Source organism: Youhaiella tibetensis, assembly GCF_008000755.1.
In the GTDB taxonomy this organism is placed as follows: Bacteria; Pseudomonadota; Alphaproteobacteria; order Rhizobiales; family Devosiaceae; genus Paradevosia; species Paradevosia tibetensis.
Genome location: NZ_CP041690.1, coordinates 2,649,081 through 2,671,747, shown reverse-complemented (window position 1 = coordinate 2,671,747; position 22,667 = coordinate 2,649,081). Strand labels below are relative to the sequence as shown.

Annotated in this window: 18 protein-coding genes; 11 read left to right on the top strand and 7 right to left on the bottom strand. The window is 64.5% G+C overall.

Annotated features, from left to right (window positions below; genetic code table 11):
- Positions 1–141 precede the first annotated feature (141 nt).
- From FNA67_RS12860 to gatB, 3 genes are all read left to right on the top strand, one after another.
- Positions 142–459, top strand: a complete 318-nt coding sequence (locus tag FNA67_RS12860) for a chorismate mutase (RefSeq protein ID WP_147656300.1) — start codon at positions 142–144, stop codon at positions 457–459.
- Positions 460–463: 4 nt separating this feature from the next.
- The gene (locus tag FNA67_RS12855) at positions 464–979 is read left to right on the top strand and encodes a GNAT family N-acetyltransferase (protein WP_049705550.1); all 516 of its coding nucleotides are present in this window, start codon (positions 464–466) and stop codon (positions 977–979) included.
- Between the two features lie 67 nt (positions 980–1,046).
- The gene (gene gatB / locus FNA67_RS12850; protein WP_049705549.1) at positions 1,047–2,528 is read left to right on the top strand and encodes an Asp-tRNA(Asn)/Glu-tRNA(Gln) amidotransferase subunit GatB; all 1,482 of its coding nucleotides are present in this window, start codon (positions 1,047–1,049) and stop codon (positions 2,526–2,528) included.
- Positions 2,529–2,654: 126 nt separating this feature from the next.
- Here gatB and FNA67_RS12845 read toward each other — a convergent pair whose 3' ends face one another.
- Positions 2,655–3,248: a carboxymuconolactone decarboxylase family protein gene (locus tag FNA67_RS12845; RefSeq protein ID WP_147656299.1), complete on the bottom strand. Its 594-nt coding sequence runs from the start codon at positions 3,246–3,248 to the stop codon at positions 2,655–2,657.
- Positions 3,249–3,319: 71 nt separating this feature from the next.
- The gene (locus FNA67_RS12840) at positions 3,320–4,210 is read right to left on the bottom strand and encodes a DMT family transporter (RefSeq protein WP_147656298.1); all 891 of its coding nucleotides are present in this window, start codon (positions 4,208–4,210) and stop codon (positions 3,320–3,322) included.
- A 171-nt stretch (positions 4,211–4,381) separates the two neighbouring features.
- Here FNA67_RS12840 and FNA67_RS12835 point away from each other — a divergent pair, with 171 nt between their 5' ends.
- Positions 4,382–5,350 carry a bifunctional helix-turn-helix transcriptional regulator/GNAT family N-acetyltransferase gene (locus FNA67_RS12835; protein WP_170267306.1) on the top strand — a complete coding sequence of 323 codons (969 nt, stop codon included), beginning with the start codon at positions 4,382–4,384 and terminating at the stop codon, positions 5,348–5,350.
- Between the two features lies 1 nt (position 5,351).
- On the opposite strand, the gene purN is transcribed toward FNA67_RS12835, so the two are convergent.
- From purN to purM, 3 genes are read right to left on the bottom strand one after another with little or no spacing between them, the layout of a single operon-like run.
- Entirely contained in the window at positions 5,352–6,008 is a 657-nt protein-coding gene (purN, locus tag FNA67_RS12830) for a phosphoribosylglycinamide formyltransferase (protein ID WP_147656296.1), read from the bottom strand.
- Positions 6,005–6,484, bottom strand: a complete 480-nt coding sequence (locus tag FNA67_RS12825) for a P-loop nucleotide/nucleoside kinase family protein (protein WP_147656295.1) — start codon at positions 6,482–6,484, stop codon at positions 6,005–6,007. Before FNA67_RS12825 ends, purN begins: the two co-directional genes overlap by 4 nt.
- 1 nt (position 6,485) lies before the next feature.
- The gene (gene purM / locus FNA67_RS12820) at positions 6,486–7,562 is read right to left on the bottom strand and encodes a phosphoribosylformylglycinamidine cyclo-ligase (RefSeq protein WP_049705544.1); all 1,077 of its coding nucleotides are present in this window, start codon (positions 7,560–7,562) and stop codon (positions 6,486–6,488) included.
- Positions 7,563–7,683: 121 nt separating this feature from the next.
- Here purM and FNA67_RS12815 point away from each other — a divergent pair, with 121 nt between their 5' ends.
- From FNA67_RS12815 to FNA67_RS12800, 4 genes are read left to right on the top strand one after another with little or no spacing between them, the layout of a single operon-like run.
- Positions 7,684–8,784, top strand: a complete 1,101-nt coding sequence (locus tag FNA67_RS12815; protein WP_049705543.1) for an AI-2E family transporter — start codon at positions 7,684–7,686, stop codon at positions 8,782–8,784.
- Between the two features lie 25 nt (positions 8,785–8,809).
- Positions 8,810–9,520, top strand: coding sequence for a P-loop NTPase family protein (locus FNA67_RS12810; protein ID WP_147656294.1), 711 nt, complete (start codon positions 8,810–8,812; stop codon positions 9,518–9,520).
- Positions 9,513–11,684 (top strand): RNA degradosome polyphosphate kinase, encoded by a 2,172-nt coding sequence (locus FNA67_RS12805; RefSeq protein ID WP_049705541.1) that lies wholly within the window; start codon positions 9,513–9,515, stop codon positions 11,682–11,684. The genes FNA67_RS12810 and FNA67_RS12805 overlap by 8 nt, the downstream gene beginning before the upstream one ends.
- Positions 11,681–13,219 (top strand): Ppx/GppA phosphatase family protein, encoded by a 1,539-nt coding sequence (locus FNA67_RS12800; protein ID WP_147656293.1) that lies wholly within the window; start codon positions 11,681–11,683, stop codon positions 13,217–13,219. Before FNA67_RS12805 ends, FNA67_RS12800 begins: the two co-directional genes overlap by 4 nt.
- On the opposite strand, the gene rnd is transcribed toward FNA67_RS12800, so the two are convergent.
- Positions 13,206–14,363, bottom strand: coding sequence for a ribonuclease D (rnd, locus tag FNA67_RS12795; RefSeq protein WP_049705539.1), 1,158 nt, complete (start codon positions 14,361–14,363; stop codon positions 13,206–13,208). The genes FNA67_RS12800 and rnd overlap by 14 nt on opposite strands.
- 190 nt (positions 14,364–14,553) lie before the next feature.
- Between rnd and aspS the strand changes: the two genes are divergently transcribed.
- The 3 genes from aspS to FNA67_RS12780 all read left to right on the top strand — a co-directional run bounded on the left by aspS (position 14,554) and on the right by FNA67_RS12780 (position 20,431).
- Complete coding sequence (gene aspS, locus FNA67_RS12790) at positions 14,554–16,335, top strand: aspartate--tRNA ligase (protein WP_147656292.1); 1,782 nt, start codon at positions 14,554–14,556, stop codon at positions 16,333–16,335.
- Between the two features lie 133 nt (positions 16,336–16,468).
- Positions 16,469–18,073 carry an EAL domain-containing protein gene (locus tag FNA67_RS12785; RefSeq protein WP_145976747.1) on the top strand — a complete coding sequence of 535 codons (1,605 nt, stop codon included), beginning with the start codon at positions 16,469–16,471 and terminating at the stop codon, positions 18,071–18,073.
- A gap of 72 nt (positions 18,074–18,145) precedes the next feature.
- Positions 18,146–20,431: an NADP-dependent malic enzyme gene (locus tag FNA67_RS12780; protein WP_280176961.1), complete on the top strand. Its 2,286-nt coding sequence runs from the start codon at positions 18,146–18,148 to the stop codon at positions 20,429–20,431.
- A gap of 509 nt (positions 20,432–20,940) precedes the next feature.
- On the opposite strand, the gene FNA67_RS12775 is transcribed toward FNA67_RS12780, so the two are convergent.
- Entirely contained in the window at positions 20,941–22,416 is a 1,476-nt protein-coding gene (locus FNA67_RS12775) for an AMP nucleosidase (protein WP_049705537.1), read from the bottom strand.
- Positions 22,417–22,667: the final 251 nt, after the last annotated feature.

Here is a 22,667-nt window from a genome sequence, read left to right as displayed (position 1 = left end):
GCCCTTCGCGGGCGCTGCATTCTGTCACAGCGCGCGGGCGCGGCAAGTTGCACCTTTGAGGGTGGGGCGGTTGAAATCGGGCGCGGCACGGTGCAAACCAAGCGGGACGATATTTTCGAACCCTTTTGAAGAGCTTGCCTCGTGACCACGTCTTCCAAGAAACCAGCCGAGTGCGCGACAAAAGATGACGTTCGCGCTGAAATCGACCGCATCGACCAGGCGCTGCTGAACCTTTTCGCCGAGCGCCACCGCTATGTGACGCGCATGGCGCAGATCAAGACCGACCCGCACGAGGCCTATGATCCGGTCCGTATCGAGGCCGTGATTTCCCGGGTTCGCGATCGCGCCGAGTCGATGGATCTGGACGAGGATCAGGCCGAATTGATTTGGCGGACGCTTATCGACTGGAATGTAAACTACGAAAAGGGCATTATTGTAGCTCGCCGCCGCGCGGAGTAAGGCCATGACCAGCGCCGTTTCGATCCGGAAAGCCGAACCCGATGACGCACGGCGCCTCGCCACGATCGGCTATCTCGCCTGGGAAACCAGCATCCTGCCGCTCCTGACCGAAACCCCGGGCATGCGGGCTTCCGAGCAGCGGCGCTTGGCCGCCGCTGTCCACGAAACGCTCGAACGCATCATCGTGGCCGAGGTAGATGGCGTGGTGGTGGGCTGGTGCTCGCGGGCCCGCGGCCGGTCCTACATTCCGTTCCTCTTCGTGGCGCCCGAATTCCAGAACCATGGCATCGGCAGGTTGCTGCTGGCGCGCATGGAGGCGATGCTCGAACTCGAGGGCGCCGACCGTGTGCACCTCGAAACGCCGGCCGACAATGTCCGCGCCGTGCGCTTCTACGAACATCAGGGCTATCGCATCCTGGCGCTGCGCCCCGACGGGCGGCCTGACCACCAGCCTTTCATGAGCGTGCGGCTCGAGAAGCTTTTGCACCCCTTCATGGGTCAGGTCACCGATACCGAATAGCCAGCGATTGCATCGCGGCGCGCCTGCCACTATGCGTAGGCCAGCACTGATTTACAGGTTAGTCTAATTGACCCTCATCGATACGCGCACACCCAACCCGAAGTACTTCATCCAGGGATCGACCGGCGATTGGGAAATCGTCATCGGCATGGAAGTGCACGCGCAGGTGACTTCCGAGAGCAAGCTGTTTTCCGGCTCCTCGACCAAGTTCGGCAGCCCGCCGAACGCCAATGTCAGCTTCGTGGATGCGGCCATGCCCGGCATGCTGCCGGTCATCAATGACGAGTGCGTGCGCCAGGCGGTGCGGACGGGGCTGGGTCTGAAGGCCAAGATCAACAAGCGCTCGATCTTCGACCGCAAGAACTACTTCTACCCGGACCTGCCGCAGGGCTATCAGATCAGCCAGTTCAAGGACCCGATCGTGGGCGAGGGCAAGATCTCGCTCGACATGGGCGCCGAGGGCAAGATCGAGATCGGCATCGAGCGGCTGCACCTGGAGCAGGACGCCGGCAAGTCGATTCACGACCAGCATCCGAGCATCACTTTCGTCGATCTCAATCGCTCCGGCGTGGCGCTGATGGAAATCGTCAGCAAGCCGGACCTGCGTTCGTCCGACGAGGCCAAGGCCTATCTTTCCAAACTCCGCGCCATCATGCGGTACCTGGGCACGTGCGACGGCAACATGGAGGAAGGTTCCCTCCGCGCCGACATCAACGTCTCCGTCCGTCGCCCGGGCGGCGCGTTCGGCACGCGCTGCGAGATCAAGAACGTCAACTCGATCCGCTTTGCCGGCCAGGCCATCGAATACGAGGCACGCCGCCAGATCGACATCCTGGAAGATGGTGGCGCCATCGACCAGGAAACGCGCCTCTTCGATCCCAAGACCGGCGAGACGCGCTCCATGCGTTCCAAGGAAGAAGCACACGACTATCGCTACTTCCCCGATCCCGACCTGCTGCCGCTCGAATTCGACGATGCCTTCATCGCCGAACTTGCCGCGCACCTGCCCGAGCTCCCCGACGAGAAGCAGAACCGCTTCATCGAGGAATACGGCATCACCCCATATGACGCGATGGTGCTTACGCTCGAGCGCGAGTCCGCCGACTTCTACGAGGAAGTGGCGCGCGGTCGTGACGGCAAGCTGGCCGCCAACTGGGTCATCAACGAGTTTTTTGCCCGCCTCAACAAGGAAGGGCTCGACGTGACTTCGAGCCCGGTGAGCGCGGCCCAGCTCGGCGGTATCGTCGATCTCATCGGCAAGGGCGACATTTCGGGCAAGATCGCCAAGGACCTGTTCGAGATCGTCTGGGCCGAAGGCGGCGATCCGGCGCAGATCGTCGAGGCCCGCGGCATGAAGCAGGTGACCGACCTGGGCGCGATCGAAAAGGTCGTCGACGAGATCATCGCCGCCAATCCCGATCAGGTGGCCAAGGTCCAGGCCAAGCCGACGATGATCGGCTGGTTCGTCGGCCAGGCCATGAAAGCCTCCGGCGGCAAGGCCAACCCGCAGGCGCTCAACGAGATCCTCAAGCAGAAGCTGGGGCTCTAGCGTTCAGCTGCGGCCGGACGCCGGTCGCAGTTCTCCCTACGCGACGACATCCGCTTCTTTCTCCCGGCCTTCGCCGGGAGGGATTGAAACGCCCGAAGCGTCGGGTGTCCGCGACGCCGCAGCCACTCAGGCCATTTCGCGCAGCGGCCTACCGACGGTCATCGCGCGCCGGAACACCTCGTCTTCATCAACGAAATAGCTTTCCGTCTGGGCGCCGAGGGCATCGAACAGCCGGCTCAGGAAACACCTGAACGACGCGCATGCCGCTATGTCGCTGATTTCCAGGTCGGAGAACCCGACTTCGCGCAATCCCTTGATATCCGCCTCGGTGACCTGCGAGGCGTTGCGGGCGACTTTCTGGGCGTAGGCCAGCATGGCCACGTCCTTGTCATCCAGCCCCGCGGAGCGAAAGTTGCGCTGAATGGCCAGCACCTTGTCCTTGCCGAACTCGGCGGCGAGCGCCTTGCTGTAGACATGGGAGCAATAGGTCGAGGGCACTTCCTTGGCTGCGACCAGGGTGATGAGGCGCCAGCCGCGCAGGCCAAGGGAGAAGTTGCCGCGCAGGGCAGCGATGAAGTTCTCGACCAGCGGCATGAGGTCCGGCCGGGTTGTCATGCAACGCGTCGCGTCCATGACGAACCCGTATTTGTCCAGTTCCTCGCGGTAGAACGTCGCGATTTCGCCGGTCGCATCTTCGGGGGCAATCGTCTTCAAAAACACGGGGGAGGCTCCCTGTTCGTGATCCTGAAGCGCGATCTTACTCCTGCCGTCCGGCGCCGCCTATGGTCTCGTCAGGCAGGGGCGCGCTGGAAGCGCCTGACGATGCGGCCATCGATCAGCAGAAGGCCGAGGAAGATCACCAGCATTCCAAAAAACTGAATCGGCAGAATCGTTTCGCCCAGAAAGATCACACCAAGGATGATGGCGAAGACCGGGGTGATGAAGGTGTTGACGGCGAAGTTCGTCACCCCGATGCGCGGAAGCATCCGGTACATGATCTGGAACGTGAAGGTGGAGGCGAGAAGGCCCAGGCCCAGCCACGCGCCCCAGGTCTCGATACGCGTGGCGTGCGGCACGCCTTCGAAGATGAAGGCGACGGGCAGGGCCGTCACAGCAGCGCCGGTCATGGCGATGGTCGCGATGGTGGTCGGGTCGATCTTGACGAAGGCGCGGGTGGTGTTGAGCGTCACCGCGTAGCAGAGCGTGGCGCAGAAGCAGACGAGAATGGCCCAGAGCTGGGTCGTCCCGCCCTGCTGGAGCGCCGGGAAAGCCAGGAGGCTGGCGCCGGCGAAGCCTGCCAGTACACCCATGGCCTTGTTGGCCGTCGCCTTTTCGCCGCCGGGCCAGAAGTGGGAGACGACCACGGTGGTGATCGGGGTCATGGCATTGATGATGGCGGTGAGACCTGATGCGATATGCGTCTGTCCCAGCGGGAACAGCGTGAAGGGCACGGCGTAGCTGAAGATGCCCAGGATCATCAGCTTGATCCAGAGGGAGAGATCGGTCGGCACCTTCTTGCCGAGCGCGAAGAAGAACGCCCAGCAGCCGATGGCGGCGATGGTGACGCGGCCTGCAGAGACCCAGATCGGGCCGACCTCACGCAGCAGCACGGCGTTGAAGAGGAACGAGCAGCCCCAGATGCTGCCGACCAGAATGACCCAGAACCAGTCACGAAGTTGCATTGGAAAGTCTCCGAATGCCGGAACCTATGCCGCCGCGCGGGGCGCGTCGAACCGATTTTGACGATAAGGGTATCAATTCCGGTGATGGGGCGGCGGATGCGCGCGAGCCCATGGACTCTGGGCATCTCCGCGAATTATGTTAGTGCTTACATAATTTCCGGAGACATGCTGATGAGCTATCTTTCCGACATGGGTCTGCTGTCGCTGGGCAGCCAGCTCAAGGCGATCAGCGACCAGCTCTACGCCATGGCCGACGATGTCTATGCGCCGCACGGCCTTGAGCTGCAGGCGCGCTGGTTTCCCATACTCAAGCTGCTGCACGATCGCGGGCCGATGACGGTGGGCGAGATGGCGACCGCCGTGGGGCAGACGCATTCCGCCATCAGCCAGGCGGCCTCGCGCCTGGTGCGCGACGGCTGGCTAAGCGCCTCCAGCGATGCCGGCGATCGGCGAACGCGGCGGCTGGCGTTGACGCCAAAGGCAGTCGAGGCCGTGCGGATCGCCAAGCCGCTGTGGCGGGCCATGCGCGAGGGCCTCGAGGAACGTGCGCACAGCCTCGGAATCGATGAGGCGACCCTTGATGCCCTGGCGCGGGTTCCGGGGCCCGACCTGGCCGAAGCGATTGGCGAGCGCATGCGGGAGGGGCGCAGGAGGGCGCTTTCGATCGTGCCCTTCCGGTCGGAGTTCCGCGAGGATTTCTACCGGCTCAACGCCGATTGGCTCGAACGGTATTTCGAGCTGGAATCCTACGATATCGAAGTCCTGTCGAACCCCGAGGGCGCGATCCTGGCGACGGGCGGCGAAATCCTGTTCGCACTGCTCGACGGGCAGGTCGTGGGCACCTGTGCGCTGATGCAGGTGAAACCGGGTGAATACGAGCTGACCAAGATGGCGGTTGACCCGTCGGTCCAGGGCCTGGGGCTGGGCCGTGCCCTGATCGAGGCTGCCATCGCCGCCTTCCAGCGTCTCGGAGGCAGCGAGCTCTTTCTGGAGACCAATACGAAGCTCGCCACCGCGATCCGGCTCTACGAGAGTTCGGGGTTCGAGCACCAGCCGTCGGTCAAGCAGGACTCCCACTACAGCCGCGCCAATGTCTACATGATCTGGCGGCCACAGGCCGAGTGTTCGGCCGCCGAGTAGTTCAGTAGAGCGGCCAGGCGAAGGGGGCCGGCGGGGTGCCTGCCGCGCCCTTGTGCACGACCTTGCCGTCCTCGAGCGCAATCCGGCCCTCGGCGAGCGCCGCCAATGCGCGTGGATAGATGGCGTGTTCGGCCACCAACACCCGGGCCGCGAGGTCGTCGGGGGTGTCGCCCGGGAGCACCGGCACGGCTGCCTGGGCGATCGCAGGGCCCTCGTCCATGCCCGGGGTCACGAAGTGCACGGTGCATCCATGCAGCGGCACGCCGGCGGCAAGCGCCTGCTCGTGCGTGTGCAGGCCCTTGAACGAGGGCAGGAGGGCGGGGTGGATGTTGATCATCCGTCCCAGCCACTTCTCGGTGAACTCGGGCGTCAGCAGGCGCATGAAGCCGGCGAGGGCGACGAAATCGGCCTCCCAGCCGCGCAGCACGGCATCGAGCTCGGCATCGAAGGCTTCCCTCGAGGCGTAATCGCGGTGCGAGCGGACGGCGGTGGCGATGCCGCTCGCGGCCGCCGTTTCAAGGCCCTTGGCGTCAGCCTTGTTGGAGAGCACCCCGACAATCTCGGCCGGAAAGTCCGGCGCCTTGGCGGCCTCTATCAGGGCCGTCATGTTCGAGCCCCGGCCCGAAATGAGGATGGCGACGCGCTTGCGGACTTTCACGAGGAGCGAACCTTTGCTGGAGGATCGTAGAGCGCCAGTTCTTCGGCGTTCGGGACTTCAAAGGACCTGGAGCTCTTTTCGAGCATGTCGAGCGTGATTGGCGGGTTTTCCCTGCCACGCTTGCGGGTGCGTTCAAGAAGCACCTCGAGCGGGGCTTCGAGATGAATCAGTTCCGCTGCGGCGCCAAGGGCGCGGGCGCCCAGTCGCAGCCGGTCGCGTTCGGAGCGAGCCCAGGTTCCCCATTCGATGATGGCGGTGCCGCCAAGCGCAAGGACCTGCTGGGCGGCCTGCCACTGCAACTGCTCTATGCCGTCGCGCTTATCCTCGTCCCAGAGGTTGATGCCCAGGGCGTCCATCCAGTCGTCGGGCGAATAGCGCACCGCGCCGGGTTCGGCGGCGAGTTCGAGGGCAAGGGGGGTCTTGCCGGACCCCGGCAAGCCGCAGACGATGATCAGCCGCCCCTTGCCGCCCGCCATCCTAGAGGGCCAGCGCGCCTTCGAAGGTCACGGGTTCGCCCGTCCGCTCGGTCAGCGTGCCGATCACGGAGGCCGTTTCGCCGGCTGCGGTGAGCTGGGCGACAAGCGCTTCGGCATCGGCAGCCTCGACGGCCACCAGCATGCCGACGCCGCAATTGAAGGTGCGCAGCATCTCGCGCTCCTCGATGCCGCCGACCTTGGCCAGCCAGCCGAAGACCTTCGGCACGGTGATGGCGGAGAGGTTGATGTGCGCCGCCAGCGTCTCGGGCAGCACGCGCGGGATATTGTCGATGAAGCCGCCGCCGGTGATGTGGGCCAGCGCCTTGATCCCGAGGCCCGCCTTGAGGGCGGCCAGGATCGGCTTAACGTAGATGCGGGTGGGCGTGAGCAGGGCCTCGGAGAGTTCCTGTCCCTCGGCAAACGGAGCGGGCATGTACCAGTCGAGACCCGAAATATCGACGATCCGCCGCACGAGCGAATAGCCGTTCGAGTGCACACCCGAGGAGGCGATGGCCACCAGCGTGTCGCCGGCCTTGATGTCGTTGCGGGGCAGCAGCGTGCCGCGTTCGGCCGCGCCCACCGCGAAGCCCGCCAGGTCGTAGTCGTGGCCCTGGTACATGCCGGGCATTTCGGCGGTCTCGCCGCCGATCAGCGCGCAGCCGGCGATGCGGCAACCCTCGGCGATGCCTTCAACGATGGCCGTACCGGCCGTCACGTCGAGCTTGCCGGTGGCGAAGTAGTCGAGGAAGAACAGCGGCTCGGCGCCCTGCACGACGATATCGTTGACGCACATGGCCACCAGGTCGATGCCGATGGTCGAGTGCTTGCCGGTATCGATGGCGATCTTGAGCTTGGTGCCCACGCCGTCATTGGCGGCGACGAGGATCGGGTCGTTGAAGCCGGCGGCCTTGAGGTCGAAGAGGCCGCCGAAGCCGCCGATCTCGCCGTCGGCGCCGGGCCGGCGCGTCGAGCGCACCGCTGGCTTGATGGCTTCGACCAAGGCGTTCCCGGCGTCGATATCGACACCCGCCTGCTTGTAGGACAGCCCGTTTGATGGCAGGTTTTGCTGGTCGGACATTGGCCTCGATGCCGGTTTGGTTGGCATTTGGGTCGAGACCAAAACAGTTGAAATTGCCGGTCCCGGCCGTTAACAGCGCTGATAAACGCTCCACCGATACGACGCAAGGGTTGCCCGATTTATGTCGCTGCGAAATCAGGTCCTCGTCTGGGTGGGTTTTCTGGTCGCCCTGGCGCTATCCATCTGGTTCTTCCGGGGCATCCTGCTGCCCTTCGTGATCGGCCTGGCGCTGGCCTACCTGCTCAACCCGGTTGTCGCCCAGCTTGAAAAGCTGCGGCTAAACCGCGGCTGGGCCACGGCTATCGTACTCGTGGTCGTGCTGTCGGTCATCGCCTGGGGCATGTTCCTGCTGGTGCCGCTTGTGGTTTCGCAGGTGATCGGCCTCGGTCAACGCCTGCCCGGATATGTGTCGGACCTCCAGGCCCTGGCCAATCGCGCCGTTCCGGCCCTAAACGAGTGGCTCGGCCCCGAGCGCACCCTGCAGCTCGAACATAGCCTTACCGAGTGGTTCAACAGCCTCAACCTGCCGGGCATCACCGCCTGGGTCACCGGCCAGATCTACCAGAGCAGCGCCTCGTTCATCGGTACGCTGGGCCTCGCCATCGTCGCGCCGGTGGTGGCCTTCTACCTGCTGCTCGATTGGGACGGCATGGTCAAAGGGCTCGATAACCTCCTCCCGCGCGCCTATCGCGAGGAAATCCAGGGTGTCCTGGCCGATATCGACAGGTCCATGGCAGGCGTTATCCGTGGGCAGGGCAGCGTGGTGCTGATCCTGTGCGTCTATTACGCCACGGGCCTGACACTGGGCGGGCTCAGTTTCGGCCTCGTGCTGGGCCTCATCACCGGGCTTCTCAGCTTCATTCCCTATGTCGGGTTCGTCATCGGCTTCGGGCTGTCGGTCGGCATCGCCATCGTGCAGTTCTGGCCGGACTGGTTCCGGATCATCATCATCGGCATTGTCTTCGGTGTCGGGCAGTTCCTGGAAGGGAACGTGCTCTATCCCAAGCTCGTGGGCTCCAGCATCGGCATCAACCCGGTCTGGCTGATGCTGGCGCTGCTGGCCTTTGCCCAGCTCTTCGGTTTCCTCGGCCTGCTGCTGGCAGTGCCGCTTTCGGCCATCGCTGCGGTGCTGCTGCGCTACAGCGTGCGCAAGTACAAGGCGAGCCCGCTCTATCTCGGGCCGAACGGGGGCGGCGGTGACAAGCCCGACGCGGCCGCCTAAGGCGGGCGAAGGTGCTCTCCCGAGTGTGCAACTGGCGCTCGAACTCGGCCACACGCCTTCGCATGCAGAAGCTGATTTCCTGGTCGGGGAGGGGAACGAGTTGGCGCTCGCGCACCTGCTCGCCTATCCCAACTGGCCCGGGCCGCTGACGCTGGTCACCGGACCGGCGAGCGCGGGCAAGTCGCATCTGGCCCGTATCTGGGCCGATCGCACCGGTGCCCGCACGGCCAGGCCCGAGGAGCTCGAAGAGCTCTCGCGCCAGGGTGGCACGGCGCCGCTCGTCATCGAGGATGTGGATCGGGCCGGCTATGAGGAGGCGGCGCTCTTCCACCTGCTCAACCAGTCCATGCGCGACAGACGGCCGCTGTTGATGACGGCGCGCGAGCCGGTTTCAAGCTGGCCCTATGTGACGGACGATGTAAAATCGCGTGCGCGGCTGGCCGCATCGTTTACCATCGAGCAGACCGACGACATTCAATTGTCACAGATTTTCGTGAAGTTGTTCGGAGATCGCCAGGTGGCGGTCGATCCCCGGATCATTTCCTATCTGGTGGCGCGGATGGAGCGGTCGCCCGAGGAGGCGACGGCGCTGGTGGACCTGTTGGATCGGCTTGCGCTCGAGCGCGGGAGCAGGATCACACGGGCGCTGGCGGCCGAAGCGCTGGCGATGCGCCGGGGGGAAAGCGGCGAAGGGGCCGCGGACAGCGAGCTGGAAAGCGACCAAGAGGATGAATGAGATAACCGAGATTGCCGAAGCCGAAGGGGCGGTTCCGGACGTGGCCGAACTGCGCAACAGCCCGGCGCGGTTCGTGAACCGCGAGGTCTCCTGGCTCCAGTTCAACATGCGCGTGCTCGAGGAGGCGGGGAACGTTCATCACCCGCTGCTCGAGCGGCTGCGGTTCGTCTCGATCTCCGCGAACAATCTCGACGAGTTCTTCATGGTGCGCGTGGCGGGCCTGAAGGGCCAGTTGCGCGCCGGGCTCACCAAGCCGTCCGATGACGGCCTGACGCCCAAGGAACAGCTCGACGACATCATCACGCTCACCCAGCATCTCCAGCTCGAGCAGCAGGATTACTGGCAGTCGATCCGCGAGGAACTGTTCGCCGCTAACGTGGTGATCCACGAGGCGGACGACCTGACCTCCGAGCAGTTGCGCTATCTCGAACGGCTGTTCCGGGAGGAAATCTTCCCGGTCCTGACGCCGATCGCCATCGATCCGGCCCATCCTTTCCCGTTCATTCCCAATCTCGGCTTTGCGCTGGCTTTCCAGCTCCAGCGCCCCAATTCGTCCCAGCAACTGACCGCGCTGGTGCGCATTCCGGCAAATCTCGAGCGTTTCATTTCGTTGCCGGCCGGGCTGGTGTCGGAGGGGCGGATCGAGGTCGTGGCCATCGAGACGCTGATCAAGATCTTCTTTCACAAGATGTTCCCCGGCTACGAGGTCATCGGGTCAGGCGCGTTCCGCGTAATCCGTGACAGCGAAATCGAAATCGACGACGAAGCGGCCGACCTCGTGGTCGAGTTCGAATCCGCCCTGCGCCAGCGCCGGCGCGGGCAGGTGATCCGCCTCGAAATCGAAAAGTCCGCACCCATGGCGCTGCGCAAGCAGATCAGCGAGCAGATCCATGCGAGCCCGGAAGACATCTTCCAGGTCGAGGGTTTCCTCGGTTTGGCGGATGCGCGCAAGATTTGCGACATCGAGCGGCCCGACCTCAAGTTCGCCGCCTATCACGCCCGCTTTCCCGAGCGGATCCGCGACTACAGCGGAGACGTGTTCGCGGCGGTGCGGCAGAAGGATATCCTTGTCCACCATCCGTTCGAGAGCTTCGACGTCGTGGCCCAGTTCCTGCTGCAGGCGGCACGCGACCCCGATGTGGTGGCCATCAAGCAGACGCTCTACCGCACCTCGGCGGACTCCCCGATCGTCAAGGCGCTGGTGATGGCGGCCGAGGCCGGCAAGTCGGTGACGGCGCTGGTCGAGCTCAAGGCGCGGTTCGACGAAGAGGCCAATATCCGCTGGGCCCGCGATCTCGAGCGGGCAGGGGCGCAGGTGGTCTTCGGCTTCATCGAGCTCAAGACCCACGCCAAGATGAGCCAGGTGGTGCGGCGCGAGCACGGCAAGCTCGTTTCCTACTGCCACCTGGGCACCGGCAACTACCACCCGATCACCGCCAAGATCTACACGGACCTGAGCTATTTCACCTGCAACCCCGCCATCACGCGGGACGTGGCGCGGGTCTTCAATTTCATCACCGGCTATGCGCGTCCGACCGAACTCGAAGTCATTGCGGCCTCGCCGGTCAACCTGCGCCAGACCCTGCTCGACAACATCGCCCGCGAGGTTGAGTTCGCCCGCAACGGCCAGCCGGCCACCATCTGGCTCAAGATGAACGCGCTGGTCGATCCGCAGATCATCGACGCCCTTTACGATGCCAGCCAGGCCGGGGTTAAGGTCGAGCTGATCGTGCGCGGCATCTGCTGCCTGCGGCCCGGGATCCCGGGCTTCTCGGACAATATCCGGGTCAAGTCGGTGGTCGGGCGCTTCCTCGAGCACTCGCGCATCTACTGCTTCGGCAACGGTGCCCCGCTGCCTTCGCGCCAGGCCAAGGTCTATATGTCCTCGGCCGACCTCATGCAGCGCAATCTCGACTGGCGCGTCGAGGTGATGGTGCCCATTCTCAACAAGACCGTGCATAAGCAGATTGTTGACCGCATCCTGGTTGCGTATCTTCGGGACAACCAGCAGAGCTGGGAAGTGCTGCCCGACGGCAGCTCGCATCGTGTGCGGATCGAAGAGGGGGAAGAGCCCTTCAACGCGCACGACTACTTCATGACCAACCCCAGTCTTTCCGGGCGGGGCAGTGCCATTGCGCACGATAGCGACGAGGGCGACGATTGAACCAATACTGGGGCGTTGATGCCGACCCGACTGCGCAGGGGCGAATCAAAGGGGCCCGGCCGGTCGCGGTTCTGGACATTGGCTCCAATTCCGTTCGACTCGTCGTCTACGAACGTCACGCCCGGGCGCTGACCGCGCTCTACAACGAAAAGTCGTCCTGCGCCCTCGGGCGCGGGATTGCCACCACCGGCAAGCTGGCCGAGGAAAACATGACGCGCGCGCTGACCGCCATCCAGCGGTTCGCGCTCGTGGCGCGCCTGATGAAGGCCGGCACCGTCCATGTCCTGGCGACCTCCGCGGTTCGCGATGCCAGCAACCGCGCCGAGTTCGTCTCGGCGGTGGAGCGCATCATGGGCGTGCCGGTCAAGGTGCTCAGCGGGGAGCAGGAAGCCCATTTCGCCTCGCTCGGCGTGGTTGCGGGCATCCCGGGCTTCACCGGCCTCGTGGGCGATCTCGGAGGCGGCAGCCTCGAACTTTCCAGCATCGCCGATGGCCTCGACGCGGTGGGGGAAACCCACGAACTCGGCGTCATCCGTCTTCAGGACGATAGCGAGGTCTCGCCGGTCAAGGCCGCGGCGCTGGTGCGGGCGCGTCTCAAGGACTCCCAGCTCATCAAGACGCCGGCCACGGCCTTCTGCGCCATCGGCGGCACCTGGCGGTCCTTGGCCAAGGTGCATCAGGTCCAGCGGCGTTACCCGCTCCATATGGTCCAGCACTACACAGCCAAGGGGCCTGACCTGGTCAAGCTTTGCGACGACATCGTGGAGGCCGCGGAGGCGGGCAAGCCCTATCCTGGCATGGATACCGCCTCGTCCTCGCGCCGGGACCTCGTGCCCTATGGCGCGGCGGTGCTGGGCGAAGTGATCAAGGCGGGCAATTTCAAGACCGTGGTGTTCTCCGCCCTCGGGGTGCGCGAGGGCTACCTCTACAGCCTGCTCGAAGCCGGGGAGCAGGACGTCGATCCGCTGGTGCAGGCGGCCGAGGAAGTCTCGGTACTGCGTTCGCGCTCGCCGCTTCATGCCATCGATCTGGTGGGGTTCACCGACAATTTCCTCGGCGCCATCGGCTTTTCCGAGACCGAGGAAGAGAAGCGCCTGCGGCGCGTTGCCTGCCTCATCTCCGATATCGGCTGGCGCGGGCATCCGGACTATCGCGGCGAGCAGAGTATCGACATGGTCGCCTATGGCTCGATGACCGGCATCGACCATCCGGGCCGCGCCTTCCTCGCCGAGGTCCTGGCCGTGCGCTACATGGGCCTCAAGCAGAAGAGCGTAAGCCGCGCGATCCTGAGCCTTTCCGGGCCCATCTACAGCACCCGGGCGCGCCTGCTGGGTGCGCTGTTCCGCGTAGCCTATCCGATGTCGGCTGCCATGCCCGGCGTCCTGCCGCGGACCAGCTTCTCGCTCGACGGGGAGACGCTGGTGCTCAATCTCGCCAAGGACCTGGCGTTCCTTGCAGGCGAGCACCTGCAAGGACGGCTCGATCAGTTGGCGTCCGTGGCCGATCTCAAAGGCGCGGTGATCAGGATTCCTTGATCGGGATCTCGATGATTCCCTTGCGGGTCGCGGCCAGCCCGACCCGGCCGTGCTTGACCGCCAGCGCCTTGTCTCCGAAGAGCTTGCGCCGCCATCCCTTGAGGGCAGGGACGTCCGCCTCGTCATCGAGCACGATGGCGTCGATGTCGTCGGACGTGGCGATGATACGGGTGGCGACGCCGTGCTGTTCGGAGACCGCCTTGAGCAGCACGCGCAGCAGGTCGCCGACGGCGCCCTTGGGCGAGGGGCCGCGATAGCGCTCGGGCATCGGCGGCAGCTGCGCCTTGGTCAGCGCTTCGACGCTCTTGAGCAGGTTCATGATCTCGCCGGCCGCGCTCGAGCGCCCGAAGCCGCGCGGCACGGCGCGCAGCTTTTCGAAGTCTTCCGGCGAGAGCGGGCGCTGCTGGGCGAGTTCGTAAAGCGCGTCGTCCTTGAGAATGCGGCTGCGCGGCTGGTCGGTGTCCTGCGCGCGCTTCTCGCGCCAGCCGGCCAGCACTTTGAGGGCGGCCAGGTCGCGCGGGCGATTGATCTTGAGCTTGAGTCGCTCCCAGGCCGTATCCGGCTGGACGACATAGGTATCGATGCTGCGCAGCACCGACATTTCGTCCTCCACCCAGGCACCGCGCCCGGTATCCTCGATCTGCTTGCGCAGGGCCTTGTAGATGTCGCGCAGGTGGGTGACGTCCGCCAGCGCGTAGAGTTTCTGCTTGTCGGTCAGCGGGCGGGCCGACCAGTCGGTGAAACGCGAACTCTTGTCGAGATCGACATTGGTGATCGAGCGCACCAGGTTGTCGTAAGAGACGCTGTCGCCAAAACCGCAAACGCTTGCGGCGACCTGGGTATCGAAGATGTTCTGGGGGACCTGGCCGGTCAGCTTGACGAAGATTTCGATATCCTGGCGCGCGGCGTGGAAGACCTTAACCACGGCGGGATTGTTCATCAGTTCGAGGAACGGGGCGAGGTCGAGGCCGGGCGCCAGCGGGTCGATAAGTACAGCTTCATCATCCGTTGCGGCCTGTATGAGGCACAGCTTCGGCCAATAGGTTGTTTCGCGAAGAAATTCGGTATCAACCGTAACAAAATCATACCCCGCCGCCCTGGCGCTGAACTCGGCCAAGACAGCGGTGGAGGTAACTAGATCCATTATTCGCCCACCAAACACAATTAACGAATTCCTAACAGGTGTGGCCGGATCACTCCAGAACCGATTTGCCGCGCTCGCGGAAACGTTGGCCTAAGGTAAATGGAAAGGGCGGCTCGCCTTGACAAAGCGGCCCTTGCATGCGCTTTTCCCGGCGCAGAATCCGCCGGTTTTTTCCCGCAAGAGTATCAAGATGCATCGCTACCGTTCGCACACATGCGCACAACTCACCGTCCAGGAGGTAGGGCAGACCGTCCGCCTTGCCGGCTGGGTCAATCGTATCCGCGATCACGGCGGGCTGTTGTTCCTGGACCTGCGCGACCATTATGGCCTCACCCAGTGCGTGATCGACCCGGATTCCCCGGCCTTCGCGCTCGCCGAGACGCTGCGCGCCGAATGGGTCGTGCGGATCGACGGCGAGGTCAAGCTGCGCACGCCCGAGACGGTGAACCCGAACCTGCCGACCGGCTCGGTCGAAGTGTTCATCCGCGAAATCGAAGTGCTCGGCGCCGCCAAGGAATTGCCGCTGCCGGTGTTCGGCGAGCCGGACTACCCGGAAGACGTGCGCCTGCGCTACCGCTTCCTCGACCTGCGCCGCGAAACGCTGCACGCCAATATCGTCAAGCGCACCAAGGTCATCTCCTCGATGCGCCAGCGCATGGGCGAGATCGGCTTTGCCGAGTATTCGACTCCCATCCTGACGGCGTCCTCGCCGGAAGGCGCGCGCGACTTCCTGGTGCCCAGCCGCATCCATCCGGGCAAGTTCTTCGCCCTGCCGCAGGCGCCCCAGCAGTACAAGCAGCTCCTGATGGTGGCGGGCTTTGACCGCTACTTCCAGATCGCGCCGTGCTTCCGTGACGAAGATCCGCGCGCCGACCGCCTGCCGGGCGAGTTCTACCAGCTCGACCTGGAGATGAGCTTTGTGACCCAGGAAGACGTCTGGGACACGATGAGCCCGGTCATCACCGGCCTCTTCGAGGAATTCGCCGAGGGCAAGCCTGTCACCAAGGAATGGCCGCGTATTCCCTATGACACCGCGATCCGCAAGTACGGCTCGGACAAGCCGGACCTGCGCAATCCGATCGAGATGCAGGCCGTGACCGAGCATTTCGCCGGTTCGGGCTTCAAGGTCTTCGCCAACCTCATCGCTTCCGATTCCAAGACTGAAGTGTGGGCCATTCCGGCCAAGACCGGCGGTTCGCGCGCGTTCTGCGATCGCATGAACGCCTGGGCGCAGGGCGAGGGCCAGCCGGGCCTGGGCTATATCTTCTGGCGCAAGGAAGGCGACGTCATCGAGGGCGCTGGCCCGATCGCCAAGAACATCGGGCCCGAGCGCACCGAGGCCATCCGCAACCAGCTGGGCCTGGGTGACGGGGACGCCGCCTTCTTCGTGGCAGGCGATCCGGCCAAGTTCTACAAGTTCGCTGGCGAGGCCCGCACCAAGGCCGGCACGGACCTGAACCTGGTCGATACCGAGCGGTTCGAGCTCTGCTGGATCGTGGACTTCCCGTTCTACGAGTGGAGCGAGGAAGAAAAGAAGCTGGACTTCGCGCACAACCCGTTCTCGATGCCGCAGGGGGGGCTGGACGCCCTGCACAACCAGGATCCGCTCAAGATCAAGGCCTACCAGTACGACGCCGTCTGCAACGGCTTCGAAATCGCCTCGGGCTCGATCCGTAACCAGGAACCGGAGACGATGGTGGAGGCGTTCGAAAAGGTCGGCCTGACCCGCCAGGACGTCGAGGAGCGCTTCGGTGGCCTCTACCGCGCCTTCCAGTACGGTGCACCCCCGCACGGCGGCGCCGCATTCGGCATCGATCGCATCGTGATGCTGATCTGCGGCGCGCAGAACCTGCGCGAGATCACGCTGTTCCCGATGAACCAGCAGGCCGAAGACCTGCTGATGGGCGCGCCGTCGCCGGCTTCGCCCAAGCAGTTGCGCGAACTGCACGTGCGCCTGAACGTCAAGGAATAGGGCTCACGCCCCATCAAGCCAAACATCTGAAAAGGCGGCACTTGTGCCGCCTTTTGCCTGTTGCGCGTTTAACGCCAATTTAAGCGGCCCTTGCTAGCGGTAATAGGGATCCGTGTCCTTGGAACCGCGCAGCGTGAAATCCCGGTACTCACACATCGTCGTGCTGCTGACGGCCCTCATAGCCTTCGTGCCGGTCCTGGGCGTGGACTATCTCCTCGACAACTACGTGCGGGTGCGCGAGCAGGGGGTGCTGCAGGCCGGCATCGAGCACGTCACCGAAAAGATCCAGGCCACCGCCAATGCCGGCATTGCCGGTCTGCGGACCATCGTGGCCGAGAGTCCGTCGTTGTGCACGCCGACCTTCGTCGGCAACGTGCTCAAGGAGATGGAATCCAACCTCTACCTGCGCCAGATCCTGGTCGAGAACACCGATGGGGCCCAGTTCTGCGACGCCTTCGGGCGCGAGGTGAAATATACCCGTCTGTCCGACGACCTGGGCATCCCGGGCCGCACCGAGACGATTGCAGTGGTGCGCCTGGCGGACCTGGACGTGCCGGCCTTCAAGATCACGCAGAGCTACAGCACGACCCGCCGGATCTCGGCCTTCGTGCCCGTGCTGCCGTTCCCGCCCGAGACCGTCGCGCAGGACCTGACGACCGGCGGCATGGCGCAGGTCTCGCTGACCAACGGTACCCCGATCAGCACTTCGGGCGATCCCACGCCCTATGAGCGCCGCTCGAGCGATGCCGAGTTCATTACCGCCCAGGCCTTCGCAGGCGAGCTGCCGCTGCGCGTCGACGCAGCCCTGCCGTTCGCGCTGGTGCGCTCCACCTATTCCGATCTCGATCTGAGCTTCACTGTCATCGCGGCAGCCATGAGCGGGGCGTTCTTGCTGCTCATGCTTCAGTATGTGCGCCGTTCCCAGTTGCCCGCCTTCGATCTCGAGCGCGCCATCCAGGCCGGCGAGATCAAGCCCTACTACCAACCGGTGGTGAACCTGGCGACGGGCAAGATCGCCGGCTGCGAGGTGCTCTGCCGCTGGGAGAAGCGCAACGGCCAGATCGTGCCGCCCGGCTCGTTCATCGACTATGCCGAGGTCACGGGCCTGGCCGTGCCGATGACGCTCAGCCTCATGGAACAGGTGAGGGTGGATATGTCCGATCTCGCCCGCGAGATCCCGGACCTCAAGATTTCCATCAACCTCTTCGAGGGCCATTTCCGCGACTCGACGATCGTGGAGGACGTGCAGGCCATCTTCGGGGATTCCCCCATCGGCTTCCGCCAGCTGTGCTTCGAAATCACCGAACGGCGACCCATCGGCAATTCGACGGCCGCCAACAGCGTCATCGCGGGCCTGCATGCCCTGGGCTGCAAGCTGGCCATGGACGATGTGGGCACCGGCCACTCGAACCTTGCCTACATGCAGACGCTGGGCGTCGATATCATCAAGATCGACCGGGTGTTCGTGGATATGGTCAAGGCCGATACCACCACCGTCCCGGTGCTCGATGGCCTGGTGGCCATGGCGCGGGATCTCGGTACAGAGGTCATCGCCGAAGGCGTCGAGACGCAGGAGCAGGCCATCTACCTGCGCAACCACGGCGTGCTCATGGCCCAGGGCTTCCTCTTTGCGCCCGCGCTCAAGGTTGCCCAGTTCCGCGAGCTCGCGCGCGGGCTCAACGTTCCCTCCAAGGGCGGCGTCACCTCGGGCGGAAAGCTCAAGCCGGCAGCGGCGTAAACCCGTTTTTGCGCCTTTCATTTGTCTCGGTTTAGTGGCAGGACAACCCCACGAAAATAGCAGGGGGCCAGCATGTCGTCGGACATGAGCGAGCAGAAAAAAGCGTTGCGCGAAGCGGCGCTGCATTTCCATGAGTTTCCCAAGCCCGGCAAGCTTGAAATCCAGCCGACCAAGCCGCTGGGCAACCAGCGCGACCTGGCGCTCGCCTATTCCCCCGGTGTAGCCGCTCCGTGCGAGGAAATCGCCGCCAATCCGGACGCCGTCACCCGCTACACGTCGCGCGGCAACCTCGTGGCCGTCATTTCCAACGGCACCGCCGTTCTCGGCCTGGGCTCCATCGGCGCGCTGGCCAGCAAGCCGGTCATGGAAGGCAAGGCGGTCCTCTTCAAGAAGTTTGCAGGCATCGACGTCTTCGACATCGAGATCGACGAACTCGACCCCAAGAAGTTCATCGAGGTCGTGGCCCCGCTCGAGCCGACCTTCGGCGGTATCAACCTTGAGGACATCAAGGCGCCCGACTGCTTCGAGATCGAGGAAGCGCTGCGGGCGCGCATGAACATTCCGGTGTTCCATGACGACCAGCACGGCACGGCCATCATCGTGGGCGCGGCGGTGCTCAACGGTCTCGAACTGGCCGGCAAGAAGATCGAGGACGTCAAGATCTGCACGTCTGGCGCCGGCGCGGCGGCCATTGCGTGCCTCAACATCCTCGTGGCGCTCGGCGCGAAGATCGAGAATATCTGGGTCGGCGACAAGGACGGGCTCGTCACGCACAAGCGTACCGACGTGCTCGATAAATGGCGCTCCAAGTTCGCCCAGACCAGCGAAGCGACGACGCTTGCCGAAGTCATTGATGGCGCTGACATTTTCCTTGGCCTGTCGGCCGCAGGCGCGCTTTCGCCCGAAATGCTCTCGCGCATGGGTCCCAAGCCGCTGGTCATGGCGCTTGCCAACCCCAATCCCGAGATCATGCCGGAAGTCGCCAAGGCCACGCGCCCGGACGCCATGGTGTGCACCGGCCGGTCTGACTACCCAAACCAGGTCAACAACGTTCTGTGCTTCCCCTTCATCTTCCGCGGCGCGCTCGACGTGGGCGCAACCGCGATCAACGAGGAGATGAAGCTGGCCGCGGTCAAGGCCATCGCCAAGCTCGCCCATGAGCCGGGCCTGGAAGTCTCGCCCTCGGGCGCTCCGGCCATCTACGGCCCCGAGCACATCATCCCGAACCCGTTCGACCAGCGCCTGATTCTTCGCATCGCGCCGGCCGTGGCGCGCGCGGCGATGGACTCAGGCGTGGCCAAGCGGCCGATCGAGGATTTCGTCGCCTACAACGACAGCCTCAACCGCTTCGTGTTCCGCTCGGGCCTGGTCATGAAGCCGATCATCGATCGCGCCCATGGCCAGAACAAGCGGATCGCCTTTGCCGATGGCGAGGACGAGCGCGTTCTGCGCGCCGCCCAGGTGCTGCTCGAAGAGCAGATCGCCCGCCCGATCCTCATCGGCCGCCCGAGCGTCATCGAGGCCCGCATCGCGCGCTTTGGCCTCTCGCTCGACCTTTCGCGCGACCTCGAGGTCATCAATCCCGAGGACGATCCGCGCTATCGCGACTATGTGGCTCTCTTCCATTCCCTGGTGGGCCGGAGCGGGGTGACCCCCGATACCGCGCGCACCATCGTGCGCACCAACACCACGGTCATCGGCGCGCTGGCGGTCAAGCGCGGGGAGGCCGACGCGCTGCTCTGCGGCCTTCAGGGCCGCTACATCAAGCACGTGCGCGACATCCGTTCCGTGATTGGGCTCCAGGATGGGGTGAAGGACGTTTCGGCGCTCTCGATGCTCATTATGCCGCGCGGCGCGTTCTTCCTGGCCGACACCTATGTCAACCAGGACCCCACCGCCGACGAGATCGTGGCGATCGCGCTCCAGGCGCGCGACCATCTCAAGCGCTTCAACATCGAAGCCAAGGTGGCGCTGCTGAGCTATTCCAACTTTGGTTCACGCGATGGCGACAGCGCCTTCAAGATGCGCGAGGCCTACCAGAAGCTCAAGGCGGTGGCGCCCGACCTCATCGCCGAGGGCGAAATGCAGGGCGACCTTGCCCTCAATCCCGACCTGCGCGAGCGCTATATTCCCGATACCGTGCTCAAGGGCGAAGCCAATCTGCTGATCTTCCCGAACCTGGATTCAGCGAATCTTTCCATGACCTTGCTCAAGGAAATGAACAACGCACTTGCAGTCGGCCCCATCCTGATGGGCACCCGCGCGCCCGCGCACATCCTGGCCCCATCGGTCACCAGCCGCGGCATCGTCAACATGGCCTCCATCGCCGCCACGGAATCGATCTCCGCGGAGCTGTGAGGTTCGCTGGGCGTGGAATGAAGAGGGGGCTGCGGCCCCCTTTGCTTTTGGTGTGCTTAAGCCACGACTGTCGCGCTTAACCACTGGTGCGCTTGACCACAACACTCGCCACTCCCACTGACCTTCCCGTACTTATCCGGCAACTGTAATTCACGCTGCGAAGTTGGACCGGACCTCATCATGGCGTTGAGGGTGAGAAGGAACCGCCTAGCCAGGGCAGCGAGCGCAAGCAGGTGAGCACGATCGCGCCAGCAGGTCTCCCTCCCCCTTGTGGGGAGGGAACAAGGGTGGGGGAGAAGCGAGCTCGGAGTCTTTAGGCTGCTCCCCACCCTCAATCCCTCCCCACAAGGGGGAGGGAAGCGAGCCGTCCCGGTCTGTCACGCCCGCAATCTAACCATAACGCAAATGCAAAGGGGCCCATTGCACCCCTCCGCCCGAGTGGAGCCTTACGTGGGCCCCGGCTCTGCGGCCGGGGAAGATCGGGGTGAAGGAAGATCGGGTGACGGGCTCTACTGGAACGCCGTCTCCGCAAAGCTGCGCAGCTTGCGCGAGTGCAGCCGTTCCGGCGGTTGGTCGCGCAGGATTTCCATGGCGCGCAGCCCGATGAGCAGGTGCTGGCTCACCTGGGTGCGGTAGAAGTCCGAAGCCATGCCCGGCAGTTTCAGCTCGCCATGCAGCGGCTTGTCCGAGACGCAGAGCAGGGTGCCGTAGGGCACGCGGAACCGGAAGCCGTTGGCGGCGATCGTGGCGCTTTCCATGTCGAGCGCCACCGCGCGCGACTGGCTCAGGCGCTTGACGATCTCGCGCTGGTCGAGCAGTTCCCAGTTGCGGTTGTCGAAGCTCGCTACCGTGCCCGTGCGCATGATGCGCTTGGTTTCGAGCCCCTCGAGCTTGGTGACCTCGGCCACCGCCTGTTCGAGCGAAACCTGGATTTCGGCCAGCGCCGGCACCGGCACCGTGAGCGGCAGGTCGGCGTCGAGCACGTGGTCCTCGCGCACATAGGCGTGGGCCAGCACGTAATCGCCCAGCTCCTGGGAATTGCGCAGCCCCGCACAGTGGCCCAGCATGATCCAGGCGTGCGGGCGCAGTACGGCGATGTGGTCGGTGATGGTCTTGGCGTTGGAGGGGCCGACCCCGATGTTGACCATCGTGATGCCCCGGCCGCGCTCGCCGACCAGGTGATAGGCCGGCATCTGCGGCACGCGGGTCGAGGGCGTGCCTTCGGTGCCGCCGCCATGGCGCTTGTTGATGGTGATGGCGTTGCCGGGCTCGACGAAGGCGTCGTAATAGCCGTGGCCGCTCTCCATGTGGTCGCGCGCGATGCGGCAGAACTCGTCGATATAGAACTGATAGTTCGTGAAGATCACGAAATTCTGGAAATGCTCGGCATCGGTGCCCGTGTAATGGGTGAGCCGGTGCAGGGAATAGTCGATGCGCGGGGCGGTGAAGGCCGAGAGCGGGTAGGGGCCGCCCTGGGGCGGCACGAAGGTGCCGTTGGCGATCTCGTCGTCGGCATGGGCGAGGTCCGGCGCATCGAAAATGTCGCGCAGCGGAATGCCCAGGGCGTTGAGCGCTTCGCCGTTGACGCGCTCGGTCGGCTGCACCGCGAAATGGAGTGGAATTGGGGTTGCGGATTCGCCCACTTCGATGGTGCCGCCGTGATTCTTGAGGAGCACGGCGAACTGCTCGATCAGGTAGTTCTTGAACAGGTCCGTCGCCGTGATCGTCGTGCGGTAGACGCCCGGCGTGTGCAGGTATCCGTAGGGCAGTGTGGAGTCGGTCTTGCCGTAGCTCTTGGAGGTCACCTGCACGGAAGGATAATAGGCCCGCACCTTGCCCGCCGGCACAACGCCGCGCGCCAGCGCGTCCAGGTGCATGCGGATGAAGCCCGTGTTTCTCTTATAGATTTCGTCGATGTAAGCCCAGGCTTCCTGCGGGTCGGTGAAGCCCTTCAGGGGCATGGATTCGGGGCTGATCGTGGGCATTGTTCGCTCTCTTCGCGTAACCTTTTCGAGGCAGCGCTCTAGCGCAAAGCCATGACAGCTTCGTCGCGTTTGGGCAACCGTGAGCGCATTGCTAACAACGGGTTCACCATTGAGTGAAGCGCACTTTTTCTGCCGCAAATGCACCCCATCTAGTGAGGCAGTTCACTGGACCCTGCAAACGACCCATGCACCGGTGAGCGAGAGAGGCGCGAACGCCGCTGTCCCCCAAGCCCTCAACAGTGCGGCGGGCA

Excerpts from the sequence above, each read along its gene's own strand:
- FNA67_RS12815 (WP_049705543.1), top strand. The coding sequence starts at position 7,684 with ATGTCGCTGCGAAATCAGGTCCTCGTCTGGGTGGGTTTTCTGGTCGCC.
- FNA67_RS12840 (WP_147656298.1), bottom strand. The coding sequence starts at position 4,210 with ATGCAACTTCGTGACTGGTTCTGGGTCATTCTGGTCGGCAGCATCTGG.
- FNA67_RS12835 (WP_170267306.1), top strand. The coding sequence starts at position 4,382 with ATGAGCTATCTTTCCGACATGGGTCTGCTGTCGCTGGGCAGCCAGCTC.
- aspS (WP_147656292.1), top strand. The coding sequence starts at position 14,554 with ATGCATCGCTACCGTTCGCACACATGCGCACAACTCACCGTCCAGGAG.
- FNA67_RS12780 (WP_280176961.1), top strand. The coding sequence starts at position 18,146 with ATGTCGTCGGACATGAGCGAGCAGAAAAAAGCGTTGCGCGAAGCGGCG.
- rnd (WP_049705539.1), bottom strand. The coding sequence starts at position 14,363 with ATGGATCTAGTTACCTCCACCGCTGTCTTGGCCGAGTTCAGCGCCAGG.
- purM (WP_049705544.1), bottom strand. The coding sequence starts at position 7,562 with ATGTCCGACCAGCAAAACCTGCCATCAAACGGGCTGTCCTACAAGCAG.
- FNA67_RS12775 (WP_049705537.1), bottom strand. The coding sequence starts at position 22,416 with ATGCCCACGATCAGCCCCGAATCCATGCCCCTGAAGGGCTTCACCGAC.
- FNA67_RS12855 (WP_049705550.1), top strand. The coding sequence starts at position 464 with ATGACCAGCGCCGTTTCGATCCGGAAAGCCGAACCCGATGACGCACGG.
- FNA67_RS12805 (WP_049705541.1), top strand. The coding sequence starts at position 9,513 with ATGAATGAGATAACCGAGATTGCCGAAGCCGAAGGGGCGGTTCCGGAC.
- FNA67_RS12825 (WP_147656295.1), bottom strand. The coding sequence starts at position 6,484 with ATGGCGGGCGGCAAGGGGCGGCTGATCATCGTCTGCGGCTTGCCGGGG.